This is a genomic window from Collinsella sp. HCP28S3_E9 (genome assembly GCF_052065455.1).
Classification (GTDB): Bacteria; Actinomycetota; Coriobacteriia; order Coriobacteriales; family Coriobacteriaceae; genus Collinsella.
The window spans coordinates 14545-28732 of sequence record NZ_JBQHTZ010000008.1; the positions used below are offsets into that span (position 1 = coordinate 14545).

Consider the following 14188-nt stretch of genomic DNA (forward strand, 5'->3'; position numbering starts at 1 on the left):
ACTTGCCCAGGCGAAATGCTCGTCTGGGCATTTTCAGACTGATTAAATGCAACATCCATCTGCTTGAAAGCGACATCACGAACCGTGCTGCCCTGTGCGGTAAAAGTCGTGAACTACCGTGCAGTTTTACGTTTATATGCGCAGCTTTTCCCTCTCACAAGCTGTGCCTTCTCCGATCATTCCCTGCCGAGATGTAGTATTGCTTCTTGTTTTCATACATTTGCGCATCTGCGGCTTTCAGAAGCGACTCAAAATCCGTGTCCTTTGTGCCGCTTATCGTCGTACCGAGGGACGCGGTAGCCCCCAGTTGGCTTTTTGCCGTTTCCAGTAGTTTCTGAAACGCCGGATGTGTGATGTTTGGCAGAACCGCAATGAACTCGTCTCCGCCAAGCCGATACACATGACGCTTTCCGAACACAGATTTCAGCGTCTGTGCGGTCTGCACAATGGCTTTATCACCGGCGTCATGTCCCTTTTGATCATTTATTTCCTTTAGGCCATTTAGGTCGCACATGACAACCGCCAGGGGACAGTACTTCTCCAGCTTTTCTGTGTACGCCCAATCCAGTGCTTTTCTGTTTTTACAATCTGTGAGCTGGTCATATAACGCACTGTGCTCCAGTGCATTCGCATTATCGCGCAGTCTTATCATAAAAGAGACCATAAACTCGATCATATCCATCTCATTCGAGATCTCGTGCAGTTTCTCTTTGGGAGGATTGTCCACACCGTAGAATCCGACCATCTTGCCGTTGATTTTGATTGGCCCTGTCACAAAGGTATTGACACCCTGAGGTTTCAGCCGTTCATAGATGGCTTCGCTTGTTTTTTTGCATTCTTCAATGTCATGGATGATGGCATTGTTGGATTCTTGATATTGTGCAAACCATGTTTCAATGATGCCTTCATACGGCACATCCTGCAGGTTATCTTTTTCTTTGGGTACGCCCGCTTTGCACCACTCGTAGGTGTTGTCAAACGTTCCGCGGTCATTCTGTTCAAAGATGTACGCTCGATCGGCGGTCACACGCTGTCCGATATACTCCACCAGTTGATTCAGTACTTTGTCCGGAGTTGCTTCTGAAGCGGCATACCGAACCATGTCCGTGAGGAATCTCTCGTAATTCAGGAGTCGTTCCTGCGATTCGCGCTTGCCGACTTCCAACGCTTCCATTTCCTTATGGTACAGGATTCTCTGGAGCTTGCTTCGCATCATCGTGGCAGTCAGAAACATACTCAGCACCCCGTACAGAATAACATTCACGAGGTTTTTGGAAAGAATTGGGTCGTGCTGCGCAAAGAAAGCAAGTCCGATATAGAGCAGCATGCTGCTCAGGATCAGCCCGTTCATGACCGCCGCTCTAGCGGTAAACAGCAGCGGCGCTACCATCATGAACACAATGTAGTTGACCGTGAGCTCCTCCGGCGTAATCACCGTTCCCGTAATAATGCCAAACAGCAGCAGCGCGGCAAAAAAGCTGTATATAACCAGCTCTTTCCCCAAGAAGCTTCTAAGTTGACAACGAGAAATGCAAAAATAGAGCAAAGAAAGGAACGTATAGGCCAGATACACCCATTTATAATTTCCGATACTCAGGGAAACCGCACTCAGCAGCGTTATGACTCCAAAGGCAACAAGCGCCACAACAGAATACAGCCGCATGGCTTTCCAGTTTTCTTCCCATGCATTCTGTTTTACTTTCTCATAATCACAACGACTAAACATAAACAAGGAAACGATATTATTCATACATATTTTTTCAATCTCTGTTTTATTGCTACTTTGCCCGTCCATAACAAACATCTGAATATCCATCAGAATCAGGCCATAGTCACCGGGTTCAAAACAACCTAAATTAGGTTTTACCACTCTCCCGCAATAATTCAAGAAAACCGATACCGATCTTTCGGGTATCGCCGGGCGTATTTACTCAGATCCATCCCAACCAATCGAGCATCACACTACGGATAGACGACCTAAACGGCAAGGGAGCCCCAGGGGATGCCGCACTAAGACAAACGGGTCTCTAGGCTCGAAAGGCCGTTCAGGGTCAGGTCGTTGGCGACCGCCGAGACGCGCTCGATGGGAACCGATCCGTCGGATAATGCCCACGTGCGATAGATACCGATAATACCGGACAGCAGAAACGCCAGGTAGTAATCGAACATCTCGTCCTTGAGGCCTTGGGGCAGCAGATCGCGCTCGGCAATCTCATGTTCGAGCGGCGCACGAAGACGAGCCATAAAGTCGTCGAGCGGAATGTTTTCAATCAGCTGGCGATTGAGCACCAAATTGTTGCAAAGCGCCTCGTTAACGGTTTTGAAGAAGGTCGCCGCCGCTCCGAGTGCTCGCTCGTTGGTGTTACCGCCCATAGAGGAAAGCGTCTTCTCGACTGAGTCGACAATCATCTCGACCACATCCACGGCAATGGCATCGAGCAAGCCGTCCACCGTGCCAAAGTGCACGTAGAAGGTCTTACGGTCGACATTTGCCTCGCGCGCGATGGCGCTCACCGTAATATCGGCGAGGGGCTTTTCCATCAGCAGTCGCTCGAATGCCGAAAGAATCGCATTGCGACTGCGAACGATGCGGCGGTCAAGGCGCGGTTTAGTGGTGTCCATAGACGTGTCCCCTTCATGTCAACTGCCCACCTATAGCTCCTGTACAAGTGGGAGATAATCAACGTAAGAGGATTATCCTACATCTAGCATCGCAATGACGAGCATCATTAAGAACGCACGACTCACCAACTGGGCTCTAGGGCCGCTTCTTTTTATTGAGCGCCGCAGGGGAAACGCGGATACCGTCGCCAGTCTGACGAACATAGGTCTTCCGTGCCGGTTTAGAGGCCACAGCAGTCTTTTGAGCATGCTGATTGGGGTCCACGGTAACCTGAGAGGTTGGATGTGCCTTAACGGACGCAGAAGGCTTCTGAGGAGTGCGCCCGAGCTTGCACATCATACGGTCCCAGCGTGCATGGATACTCTCGTTATGAGCGCTCTTAAGGCCCAAAAGAGGGGCGGCCAAAATGGTCGGCGCGATAAAGGTAATCAGACGCCAAAGCAGATAGCCGGCAGTCGCTGCCGTGCCAAAAAAGTGACCCAGGAACAGCGCGAAGCCGCCCTCGGCACCACCGGTGCCGCCAGGCAGCGGGACGGCGGAACTCAACAGCTGTACAAAAGCACTCGCCGCCATGACCGAGAAAAAGTCAACGTCGTACTGACCAAAGGCAAGCATCAAAAAATACGGAACCAGGTAGAAAAACGCCAGCTGCAACATGGTGATGACGACCGTGAGCAGCATGGACGAAAAATGGCCGGCAGAGAGTTTGAATTTCTCGGAGAACGAGTAGATCTCGCCATCGACAAAGGTACGCCAGCCCTCGATCTTAGTAGCGGAAACGCCCATGCGCTCGAGCCAATTGATAATACAATGTGCGACGCGCGTGACGGTCTTGGGCATCAACGCCACGGCAAAGATGCCGAGAAGAATGCAGCAGTGGCCGCCAAAACTAAAGACGCAAAGCAGCGTCATGTCGCCATAGCGCTCGGCGAAAAACGGCATGCGGGCGAGCAGCAGAATGGCACCCCATGCCACCAAACCAAACTGGTACACGATAAAGCGGGTGAATTGCGTGGCACCCGCTTCGCCCACATTTTGGCCGGCTTTGGTCAGGCGATAAATCTGGGCAGGCGTGGAGCCCATCATCATGGGTGTCAGGTTGCCAAAGAAGATGCCGCTCGCCTCGACCGAAATGAGGTCGCGGATGCCGACAGGCGAATTGGGATCGAGCCATACGGCAATCGCGTACGCCACGATGCCAAAAAACAAGTATAGGAACATGCAGAAGCACGCGGCAGCGAGCCACGGCGCCTGAACGCTAGCCATGGCGGCCCAGAACTGACCCATCTGACCGGTCACGACCAAATAGACGATATAGCCCACCAGCACAATGCCAATAAAGATGGCACCACGACGTGCGCTCTTGTTGTCATCGCCGCCCGAAACATCGACTTGAGGCTTTGGGGTATGCTGAGAGGACTCCGTCATGAGGCTCCTTCTGACCGTCAATGTATCTGGCCTATTGTACCCGTCTGGGAGATAAGCAAAACGTAAAGCTATGGGGCAAATGGGATTAACAGACAAGCCCGCAGGTAATAAAAAACCCGCCCTTCGGAAAGAAGGTCGGGTATCCAATACTTGGTAGCCCGTACCAGATTCGAACTGGTGATCTCCGCCTTGAGAGGGCGGCGTCCTAAACCGCTAGACGAACGGGCCATAAGCCTCGGCAGAAAAGAAGTGGTAGCCCGTACCAGATTCGAACTGGTGATCTCCGCCTTGAGAGGGCGGCGTCCTAAACCGCTAGACGAACGGGCCACATGACACCTGCACTGCCGTGCTGCGAGGACATATATTACGGGACAAAAAACGCGAGCGCAAGAAGAAATACCAAATTGGCCAAATTTTGTCGTGAGGTTATGGAACACACAGGTCAACCTGGTAGCTCATTTGGGACGGGGCTTTTTTAGCTACCCCTGCCAGAATCACTATTGTTCGTCCTATTGACAGCGGGGGTAGCTAAAAAAGCCCCGTCCCAAATGAGCTACCCCAGGTTGAGGTGGGCCAGAAGGGCTTCGCGGGTATTGGGAACGTTATTCTCGATCACGGCGTCGAGGGCGACGTTGAGAAGCTGTCCCAGCTCAGGCCCCGGTTTGACGCCGGCGCGAATCAGGTCCCCTCCGTTGATGCCAAGCATCTTAAGCGTATAGGGCTCCCCCGCTTCCAACAGTTCGTGGGCGAGCGAACGCATCTCCTCGATCGTCTCGACGTAATAGAAGCACGACGGTGCCTTACCCAGCGTATCGGCACGCTTAAGGTCCATAAGCTCGTCAATCAAACGCGGTGTGTCGACGCCCTCACCCGAAAGCGAGCGCATCATATTGAGCAAACAGGAGCGCTCGGGACGCAACGGCTTATCGTGATACCTGATAAGCAGACACACGTCGCGAACCAAATCGTGCGAAAGCGCCAAGCGATCCATAATAGCGCGCGCTTTCTTGGCACCAAGCTCAGGATGACCGTAAAAGTGGCCGCTGCCCGCATGATCGACCGTAAAGCAATCGGGCTTGGAGACATCGTGCAAAAACGCTGCCCACATTAAGCTCGACGAAGGCGCCACACCGTCACACAGCGCCAGCTCCCCCGCTACCGTCAAAACGCGAGCGATATGCTCGTAGACATTAAAGGCGTGGTAGACGCTGCGCTGGTCAAACCCACGAGCCGGCGCAAGCTCGGGCACGGCGGCGCAAACAAGCTCGGGATAGCGTAGCATCGCGTCTCCCCCGTGACCGGTCGATAGAATCCCCTCGAGCTCAATGCCCACGCGTTCGCGTGCCACGGCATCGAGCAGCGGCGAGCACTCGGCAAGCGCCAGTTTGGTCTTAGGCTCGATCATAAAATCCAGACGGCAGGCAAAACGCACGGCGCGCAGCATGCGAAGCGCATCCTCGTTAAAGCGACGCTTGGGATCTCCAACGGCACGAATCAGCTTACGCTCCAGGTCGCCCTGGCCATCATAACGGTCGACAAGACCGCGCTGGGGATGCCAAGCCATGGCGTTAACGGTAAAGTCACGACGTGCCAGATCGTCCTCAAGGGACGCCGCACGCTCCACACTCTGGGGATGGCGACCATCGGTGTAAAATCCGTCCAGGCGATACGTCGTGACCTCAATACGCTCATCGTCACAAAGGGCGGTAATGCCGCCAAATTTTATGCCCGACTCAACTACCGCAATGCCGGCTGCCTCGAGCGCCGCCTTGGACTCTTGCCACAGGCCGCTACAGCACATGTCAACATCGTGGCTGGGACGTCCCATCAGGGCGTCACGCACCCAACCGCCTACGAACCAGGCCTCGAGACCGGCGTCCTCAAGCGCACGTAGCACACGCAGGGAGGCATCTGTGGGCTGCGTACCGTTGAGCGAAACATTACACATACCTATGGCCTCCTACGCTTGCGAGCGTTAAACGATGGTTCTCAAGCAGTCTAGCAAGAAACAAGCGTGAGCGCACATGAAATCACATCGTCGATTCGCGCGAACGAGACAGCAGAGCCCATGCAGCCAACAGATAAAAACACCCGCCTCGGAGATCCAAAGCGGGTGTTCGGCAACGATGTGTCTAAACGGTTAGCATACCTGGCGAACGTCGATGTGCTTCTTATATTCGTCCACCTTGGCAAAATCGCCCAAACCAGGGCACTCGACCACGTTGGCACCGGTTGCCATCGAGAGGCGCAGGGCGTCCTCGACGCACTCGGGGGCATCATGCCACACAGACAGGAAGGCGGCAAGCGAGGAATCGCCGGCGCAGACCGTCGAGAGCAGCTTGACCTCAAAGGTGCGTTTGGCAAACCAAATGTGCTCGCCGTTGGAGAAGTACGCGCCGTCGCCACCAAGGGTCAACAGCACATTCTTAGCGCCCTTGGCATGCAGCTCAGCCATAGCGCACTTAACGGTCTCGTCGTCGCCACCGCTCACCTTAATGCCAAAGATGTCGAGCAGCTCGTCGTCGTTGGGCTTAATGAGCAACGGCTCCATGGCAATGAGATCGGCCAGCTGATGGCTCGAAATATCGAGCACGAACTCGGCACCCTTTGCCTTAACACGGCGAAGAACTTCGGCCAGGAAACCCTCGGAGGTGTTGGGGGGCAGCGAGCCGCTAATGACCAGGCAGGTCATGTCGTCGAGCGAGTCGATGAGCTCAAACATCTCCTGCTCGTTGGCGGCATTGATGGCAGCGCCTGCATTGACCATGTTGTACTCGGTATCGGGACCGGCGTTGAGGAAAACGTTGACGCGCGTGATGCCGTCAGTCCACACGGGCTTGACGGGCACACCCAGGGCCTCGGCGCCCTTGACGATATACTCGCCTGAGAAGCCGGCAAAAAAGCCCAGGATCGTGGTGTCGACACCGTAGTGATCGAGGGTGAACGAGACGTTGAGACCCTTGCCATTGGGCGTATAAACCGCGTTGCGCGTGCGGGTGACGGTGTTGGCGGAAAGTCCGTCGCAGGAAATGTTGTAATCAATGGCGGGATTTGCAGTGAGCGTGTAAATCATGAATGTTCCTTTCACAAAGCAACGTGATAATGAAAGTATATTCCACACCTTGTGAAAAGACCATAGCAACTCGGCGAACGGTGTAGAACGCGTGCAGGTCGCCAGAAAAGCAGCAAGGCGGGGCAAAAAATCAGGAGTGCTTGCCCTGAAGCTCATTTGCAATTTACGAATAAGCGCCCCGGCTTAAACCGGGGCGCCATATAGCCACGAATATGTAGCGTTTCGATTACTTGCGATCGAGCTTGCGGACAGCAACGCGCTTACTATACTCATCGACGTGACCGAAGTCGCCGATGCCCACGGACTCGGCAACGTTGGCGCCGGTGGCCATAGCGAGCTTCATGGCCTCCTCGACGTTGTCGCGATCCCTGTACCACTTGTACAGGAACGCAGCGAGCGTGCAGTCGCCGGCGCAGACGGAAGAGACCAGCTTGATGTTGAACTCACGCTTAGCGTACCAGATGTCCTCGCCGTTGGAGAAGTAAGCGTCGCCGCGGCTACCACGGGTGAGCAGCACGTTCTGGACGCCGGCATCGTGAGCCATCTTCATAGCAACGCGGACCTCGTCGTCGGTGTCGACCGGCACGCCAAAGATGGCCTTCATCTCGTGATGGTTCGGCTTGATGAGCAGCGGCTTCTTGTGAGCGAGCTCCTTGAGCTTGTCGGAAGACAGGTCCAGGACGACGTCGGCGCCACGAGCCTGAGCGTGATCCATGACCTGAGCCAGGAAGTCGGGCGTAGCTTTGGGAGGCACGGAGCCGGAGACGATCAGGCACTCAAGATCGCCCGCGGTGTCCAGGATGTTGTAGAGCTCCTTCTGGTGCTCCGGCGTAATCGGGGCGCCGGGGTTAAGGATGCCGTACTCGTGCTGGCCATCGTTGACATAGGTGTTGATACGCGTAATGCCGTCGGTCCAAACCGGGCGGCACAGGCAACCCAGGTTCATGACCTCCTCGACGATGAACTTGCCCGTGAAGCCGGCGAAGAAGCCAAGCGCGACGGTGTCGACGCCCATCTTCTTAAAGGCGAAGGACACGTCGAGGCCCTTGCCGTTAGCCGTGTAGCTGGCCGAGCCGGTGCGGACGTTCTCGTCGGGCTTGAGCGGAGAGCTCGAAACCGTCATGTCGACAGCCGGGTTAGCGGTTAGCGTGTAGAACATTTACAGTACCCCCTGTATATTTGAGGGCCGCGCGGCCAGCCCATTCCAACCACGCGGTTACCTCTGATACCAAATTAGCGAGCGGCAGCCTCAAGCAGCGCCTTGACCTCTTCGGCAGTGTTGCAGGCGAGCGCCTTCTCGGCGAGATCGTCGCACTCGGCCTTGGTCCACTGGCTGATGGTCTTGCGGGCGCGCAGGATAGACGGAGCGCTCATCGAGAACTCCTCGAGGCCCCAGCTGATCAGCAGCGGCTCAAGCAGCGGATCGGCAGCGGCCTCGCCGCACATACCGACCATGATGCCAGCCTTGACGCCGCTCTCGATGATGTTCTTGAGCGAGCGAAGCACGGCGGGATAGTACACCTGGTACAGGTTAGAAATGGTGTCGTTACCACGGTCGGCACACATGGTGTAGCCGATCAGGTCGTTGGTGCCGATCGAGAAGAAGTCGGCGACCTCGGCCAGGCGGTCAGCGATCAGCGATGCGGCAGGCGTCTCGACCATAATGCCGACCTCGATGTTCTCGTTGAACTTGCGGCCCTCTTCGGTCAGCTCGGACTTGCACTCCTCGACGAGCTCCTTAACGGCCAAGACCTCCTCGACGCAAGTGACGAGCGGGATCATGATCTTGACATCACCGAAGGCGCTGGCGCGCAGCAGAGCGCGGAGCTGTACCTTGTACTGGTCGGGGTTGGCCAGGCAGTAACGCACGGCACGGAAGCCCATGAAGGGGTTCTCTTCCTTGACCATGTGCAGGTACGGGATCTCTTTGTCGCCACCCACGTCGAGCGTGCGGATGATGACCGGAGCGCCATTGAGCGCGCTGGCAACCTTGCGATAGGCGTTGAACTGCTCCTCCTCGGAAGGAAGCTCGGCGGAATCCATGAACAGGAACTCGGAGCGGAACAGGCCAATGGCCTCGGCGTCGTGATCGAGCGCGTTGGGCACGTCATCGGGGTTACCGATATTGCAGGCAATGATCTTCTTGATGCCATCGGCAGTCACGGACGGCTTGCCACGGAAAGCCTCGAGGGCTGCCTTCTCGGCAGCGAAAGCCTCGGCCTTGGCGGTGTAGGCGGCGAGCGTCTCCTCGTCGGGATCGGCCTCGACGATACCCTTGCCACCGTCGACGACAACGGTCATGCCGTTGCGCAGCGCGGTGCAGCTGTTGGCAACCGAAAGGACAGCCGGAATCTCGAGGGCGCGGGCGATGATCGCGGAGTGCGACGTGCGGCCACCGGTCTCGGTGACGATACCGGCAACGTGGGCCTTATCGATCGTGGCGGTCATGGACGGCGTAAGGTCGTGCACGACAACGACAGTGTTTTCGGGCAGGACGGAGAGATCGACGACCTCCTTGCCCAAAAGCTCGGCCAGAATACCGGTGCGGATGTCGGCGATGTCTGCCGCGCGCAGGCGGAACATCTCATCGTCCATGGACAGGAACATGTTCTCAAACATGGTCGAGGTGTCCATGAGCGCCTGCTCGGCGCAGGTGCCGCCGTCAATGGCGGCGTTGATGGCGTCGGTCATGCCCGGGTCCTGAGCCAGGACAATGTGTCCGCTCATGATCTCGGCCTCGGCCTCGCCCACCGTCTCCTTCATGTGGTCGGCCTGAGCCTGGGTCTTCTCGCAGAAGACCGAAAGGGCGGTCTGATAGCGCTCCTTCTCTGCTGCCGAATCAGCAACCTCGTGCGGCTCAAACGTCAAGTCGGGTTCGACGGCAACCATGACGGTGCCGATACCGATGCCCTCGGAAGCGTTGACTCCCTGATACATTCCCATTCCTCTCTCCGTGTCATGTGATAAAGCGTTTTGCCATATCCATGACAAAAGAGCGCAGTTCCCTTTAAACAGGTCACTGCGCCCCCAAATATGAACTTAGTTGTTCAACATGCGACCCGTTTGAGTTCTACTCGCCAAGACCGCTCTTGATGAGCTCGATGGCAGCAGCCAGAGCCTCGGCCTCATCAGCGCCGTCACACTTGACCTCGACCTCGGTACCGCAGGGGATGCCGGCAGCCATGAGGGCCATCGGGGACTTGCCGTTGACCTCCTTCTCGGGGGTGACGACCGTCACGTCGCAGGCGTACTTGCCCATGGTGGAGGCGAAGAGGCCAGCCGGACGCATGTGAAGACCCTGAGGATTAACGAGGGTAGCCTTCTCAGAAACCATAATTGACTCCTTTTTTGTGTTTAACCCCTATCAGCAATGCGACAGGAGCCATATTCACGACGTTGATTATATTAACTCACATCAAACGGTTTTTCATTATGTTTCGCACGAATTGTTGGACAGATGTCGTTCCTGCACGCTCGCCTGCCGGGCGGGGCGGTTAAGTTTGCTGCTCTACAGTCCTGCGCAAGACGGAAAGCACATTAAGTGCTTTCCTTTGCGTGCGGAACTCGCGACAAACTTAACCGCCCCGTCCGGCAGGCGAGCTGCGGAAACTCGGTCGGTCCAGAGCAATATCGTGCGAACGAAATTTTGGCTGATAATTTGTTCGCCTGGTTGATCTGGTTGATGGGGCTATCTATGCCCTCTTGTGAACTGAGGAATATGCCGAACTGTCGGCAGGAAGGAAATGTCCCTCAGTACCGGGTTACTTGAAAAAAGGCGGGGACCCCTGATGGAGTCTCCGCCTTATATACAGGGGGCGATGTTATTCGCAAGCTGCGGGATTAGACCAGACGGGCATTGATCGTCTTAGCGATCTCGGCAGCGTCGGTGGAACCCTTAACGGTGGCACGGAAGCCCTCGTCCATGAGCGCCTCGGCGACCTTGGACAGGATCTTGAGGTGCGTGGTGCCGGCCTGGGCACCGGGGATGAGCAGGGCAATAGCCACGTTGACAGGAGCGCCGTCCATGGTGTCCCAACCGGTCACGCCAGAGTCGTCCTTGACGACGATGACGGCGGCCTCGGTAATGGCATCAGACTTGGCATGCGGAATAGCGAAGCCCTCCATCATGCCCGTGGTGCCCTCGGCCTCGCGGGCCAGGAAGGCGTTCATTACGGCGTCGGCGTCGTCAGCGATACCGGCCTTGACAGCCTGGTTGGAGACAAAGCTCAGGGCCTCGTCACGAGAAGCAAAATCCTCGGCGACAAAAACGTTCTCGACCTTCACGAAGTCGGAAGCCTCAGCCTTGGGGGCCTCGACGGCAGCGGCCTTGGGAGCCTCGACCGGCTTAGCGGCAGCGGCGGGAGCGGCCTTCTGATTCTTCTCGAAGTCATACTTCTTGAAAGCAACGAACAGGATGCCACCGACCACGGCGCCGATGAGGATCGCGAGGACCCACAGCGGACCGTTCTCGACAACGGGCAGGACCAGGAAACCACCGTGAGGCGCCGGATCGTGGACGTTGAACATAATGGTCAGAATCGAGGCGATGGAGGAACCGAGCATCATGATGGGCATGACGGGCCAGATGTTCTTGGTCATGAACGGAATGGCGCCCTCGGTGATGTGGGTGCAACCAAGGATGAGGTTGACGATACCGGCGTCATGATCCTCCTGGCTGAAGTACTTCTTGCCGACGATAACGGCGAAGGTGGTGATCAGCGGCGGAACGATGCAGGCGGCGGAGACGGCAGCCATGAAGTTGGTGCCGAAGTTATAGGTGTCGGTGCCGACACCGGCAGCCAGGGCCTCGGTGAGCATAGCGGTACCGGTGACGTAAGCAGCCTTGTTGACCGGGCCGCCCATATCAAAGGCGCACATGCAGCCAATGGCAAGACCCAGGACAACAGCGCCAGAGGCAGACAGACCCTTGAGGAAGTCCATCATGGCGGTGTTAATGGCAGCCATGGGGCCGGAGATGCCGAGCATGACCAGACCGACGATGGCGGTCGAGAACAGCGGGTACAGGAAGATAGCCTTGAGGCCGTCCAGGTTCTTGGGCAGCTTGGCAAAAACCTTCTCGAGCAGCAGGATGACATAGCCAGAGAGGAAGCCGCCGACGATGCCGCCCAGGAAGCCGAAGCCCACGCCGGCACCGCCGGCATCGATCATGCCGGTCTCGGCATTAACGGGCAGGCCCTGGATGGCGATCATACCGGCGACAAAGCCGGGAACGAGCGCCGGGCGCTTGCCGATGGACTCGGCGATATAGGCGGAAAGCACGGGAACCATGAGGTTCATGGCGATGCCGCCGATGATCTTGAGCATAGCGGCAAAGCTGTTGTAGTCGGCAGCCGTCGAGTCGAAGGACGTGATGCCCCACAGGAACGAAACGGCGGTCAGAACACCACCGGCAACGACGAAGACCAGCATGTGGCTGACGCCGTTCATGAGGTGCTTATAGATGATGTGACCGATGGACTCCTTCTCCTCGACCTCATCCTCGACATCGGCAGCAGCCGCAACCGTGTCGTCGCCCTTGGCGGCGAGAGCACGGTCAATCAGCTTGCCGGCAGCCTCGACGGACAGGGCCTTGGAAACACCGACGGAAACCATGGGCTTACCGGCGAAACGCTCCGCCTGGACATCCTTATCGGCTGCGACGACGACGGCCTTGGCACCGGCGATCTCACCCTTCGTGAGTTCGTTCTCGACACCGACCTGGCCATGGGTCTCGACCTTAATGGTCAGACCGCGCTCGGCAGCTGCCTTCTCCAGCGCCTCCTTCGCCATGAAGGTGTGCGCGATGCCGGTCGGGCAACCGGTGGCGGCGATGATGTCAAACTTAGCCATGTGTCCCTCCTTCTTGAGTACTGCGCCCGCGGGCGCTCCCCTACACGCGCTACGGTGCGCGTTTTTCCACACCTGAAAGATACCAAGCCACCGCTTATATGAGAAGCAATCCAGCCTATTTCTCCGGTGAAAGGTTCTTTCACAACCGTAAACGGTCGATGAAAGTTTACCATCAACTATTGAAACAGCAAGGTGTATCTTGTAATTGATTTCCCCGTATACTAGAGCGGCACACAACAAGACAGGTTTTAACGCCAACCAGGAGTCATCCATGTCCGATAGCAGCAAGAGCGCACTCTCCCTTATTAGCACGCACAAGGGATACAGCGAGTCCGAGCAACGCATTGTCGACTATATCCTAGAGCACCAGTCCGAGGCACCGCTCCTAACAGCCGCGCAACTCTCGCGCGCCGCCGCAACCTCCGAGGCCACCGTCTCGCGCTTCTGCCGCAAGCTGGGCTTTGGAAGCTTTCGCAGCTTTCAGTTTTCGCTGGCGCGCGATCTGGAGAGTCAGCGCAACGAGGGCCTGACAGACGAGGTCTCGCTCGATAATATGGAGCAGAGCCTCAAAAACATCCTCGCCGCAAAGGTCAGTGAACTCAATGCGACCATCGATGGCATTGATCACGATACACTGGCAGCCGTCGTGCACGCGTTTAAGAACGCAGGGGCTATCGAGTTTGCAGCCGTAGGTAATACCAACGCCGTTGCGCTCGACGCGACGTTTAAGTTTTCGCAACTGGGCCTTCGCTGTATGTCAAGCACCATCAGCGAGACATCAATCGGCTTTGCGCTCACGTTGCGCCCCGGCGACGTTATCGTGCTGATCTCGAACTCTGGCAAGTCGCGTCGACTGAATCGCATGGCAAAAGCGGCTCGAGGCTGTGGTGCCACCGTTGTCGTCATCAGCAGCGACAGCAAGTCTCCGCTTGCTCGCCTAGCCGACTACACCTTTAATACCGTGAACCACGAGGCGCTGCTCACCACGGGCGACTTTGCGTTCTCCAAGATCAGCGCCACGATGATCATCGAGGTTATCTACAACTTCCTGCTGCCCGAAATCGAGGACGCCCGAGAGCACATCAGCTACTACGAGGACCTTATCCAGCCGGATAAGGTCGTGGAATAGATATTTTGGCGAGCCGACAAACGCCACTCGCCACGAAACCGGCCCATCTACTACGTTTTATCAGTATGGCCCAACCACATACCGA

General features: G+C 56.6%; 10 protein-coding genes and 2 tRNA genes. 1 reads left to right on the top strand and 11 read right to left on the bottom strand.

Annotated elements, in window-relative coordinates:
- Positions 1-154: 154 nt before the first annotated feature.
- The 11 genes from ACTNA2_RS05145 to ACTNA2_RS05195 form a co-directional block, all read right to left on the bottom strand.
- Positions 155-1804, bottom strand: a complete 1650-nt coding sequence (locus ACTNA2_RS05145) for a sensor domain-containing diguanylate cyclase (protein WP_441048791.1) — start codon at positions 1802-1804, stop codon at positions 155-157.
- A gap of 206 nt (positions 1805-2010) precedes the next feature.
- On the bottom strand, positions 2011-2622 hold the full coding sequence (locus ACTNA2_RS05150) for a TetR/AcrR family transcriptional regulator (protein WP_441048792.1): 612 nt from the start codon (positions 2620-2622) through the stop codon (positions 2011-2013).
- 136 nt (positions 2623-2758) lie between these two features.
- Positions 2759-4051: a lysylphosphatidylglycerol synthase transmembrane domain-containing protein gene (locus tag ACTNA2_RS05155; RefSeq protein WP_154515563.1), complete on the bottom strand. Its 1293-nt coding sequence runs from the start codon at positions 4049-4051 to the stop codon at positions 2759-2761.
- Positions 4052-4202: 151 nt separating this feature from the next.
- A tRNA-Glu gene (locus tag ACTNA2_RS05160) sits at positions 4203-4279 on the bottom strand.
- A gap of 22 nt (positions 4280-4301) precedes the next feature.
- Positions 4302-4378, bottom strand: a tRNA-Glu gene (locus tag ACTNA2_RS05165).
- A gap of 226 nt (positions 4379-4604) precedes the next feature.
- Positions 4605-5999, bottom strand: coding sequence for a CCA tRNA nucleotidyltransferase (locus ACTNA2_RS05170; RefSeq protein WP_441048793.1), 1395 nt, complete (start codon positions 5997-5999; stop codon positions 4605-4607).
- A gap of 192 nt (positions 6000-6191) precedes the next feature.
- Positions 6192-7124, bottom strand: a complete 933-nt coding sequence (locus ACTNA2_RS05175) for a 1-phosphofructokinase family hexose kinase (RefSeq protein WP_427795365.1) — start codon at positions 7122-7124, stop codon at positions 6192-6194.
- A gap of 226 nt (positions 7125-7350) precedes the next feature.
- On the bottom strand, positions 7351-8283 hold the full coding sequence (locus tag ACTNA2_RS05180) for a 1-phosphofructokinase family hexose kinase (RefSeq protein WP_441048794.1): 933 nt from the start codon (positions 8281-8283) through the stop codon (positions 7351-7353).
- A 74-nt stretch (positions 8284-8357) separates the two neighbouring features.
- On the bottom strand, positions 8358-10061 hold the full coding sequence (gene ptsP / locus ACTNA2_RS05185; protein WP_427728175.1) for a phosphoenolpyruvate--protein phosphotransferase: 1704 nt from the start codon (positions 10059-10061) through the stop codon (positions 8358-8360).
- A gap of 133 nt (positions 10062-10194) precedes the next feature.
- Complete coding sequence (locus tag ACTNA2_RS05190) at positions 10195-10458, bottom strand: HPr family phosphocarrier protein (protein ID WP_022094575.1); 264 nt, start codon at positions 10456-10458, stop codon at positions 10195-10197.
- Positions 10459-10964: 506 nt separating this feature from the next.
- Entirely contained in the window at positions 10965-12974 is a 2010-nt protein-coding gene (locus ACTNA2_RS05195; protein ID WP_441048795.1) for a fructose-specific PTS transporter subunit EIIC, read from the bottom strand.
- Between the two features lie 271 nt (positions 12975-13245).
- Between ACTNA2_RS05195 and ACTNA2_RS05200 the strand changes: the two genes are divergently transcribed.
- Positions 13246-14103, top strand: coding sequence for a MurR/RpiR family transcriptional regulator (locus ACTNA2_RS05200; protein WP_441048796.1), 858 nt, complete (start codon positions 13246-13248; stop codon positions 14101-14103).
- Positions 14104-14188 lie beyond the last annotated feature (85 nt).

Bases quoted from the DNA above. Each gene is read 5' to 3' on its own strand.
- ACTNA2_RS05145 (WP_441048791.1), bottom strand. From the start codon at position 1,804: ATGTTTGTTATGGACGGGCAAAGTAGCAATAAAACAGAGATTGAAAAA.
- ACTNA2_RS05150 (WP_441048792.1), bottom strand. From the start codon at position 2,622: ATGGACACCACTAAACCGCGCCTTGACCGCCGCATCGTTCGCAGTCGC.
- ACTNA2_RS05155 (WP_154515563.1), bottom strand. From the start codon at position 4,051: ATGACGGAGTCCTCTCAGCATACCCCAAAGCCTCAAGTCGATGTTTCG.
- ACTNA2_RS05170 (WP_441048793.1), bottom strand. From the start codon at position 5,999: ATGTGTAATGTTTCGCTCAACGGTACGCAGCCCACAGATGCCTCCCTG.
- ACTNA2_RS05175 (WP_427795365.1), bottom strand. From the start codon at position 7,124: ATGATTTACACGCTCACTGCAAATCCCGCCATTGATTACAACATTTCC.
- ACTNA2_RS05180 (WP_441048794.1), bottom strand. From the start codon at position 8,283: ATGTTCTACACGCTAACCGCTAACCCGGCTGTCGACATGACGGTTTCG.
- ptsP (WP_427728175.1), bottom strand. From the start codon at position 10,061: ATGTATCAGGGAGTCAACGCTTCCGAGGGCATCGGTATCGGCACCGTC.
- ACTNA2_RS05190 (WP_022094575.1), bottom strand. From the start codon at position 10,458: ATGGTTTCTGAGAAGGCTACCCTCGTTAATCCTCAGGGTCTTCACATG.
- ACTNA2_RS05195 (WP_441048795.1), bottom strand. From the start codon at position 12,974: ATGGCTAAGTTTGACATCATCGCCGCCACCGGTTGCCCGACCGGCATC.
- ACTNA2_RS05200 (WP_441048796.1), top strand. From the start codon at position 13,246: ATGTCCGATAGCAGCAAGAGCGCACTCTCCCTTATTAGCACGCACAAG.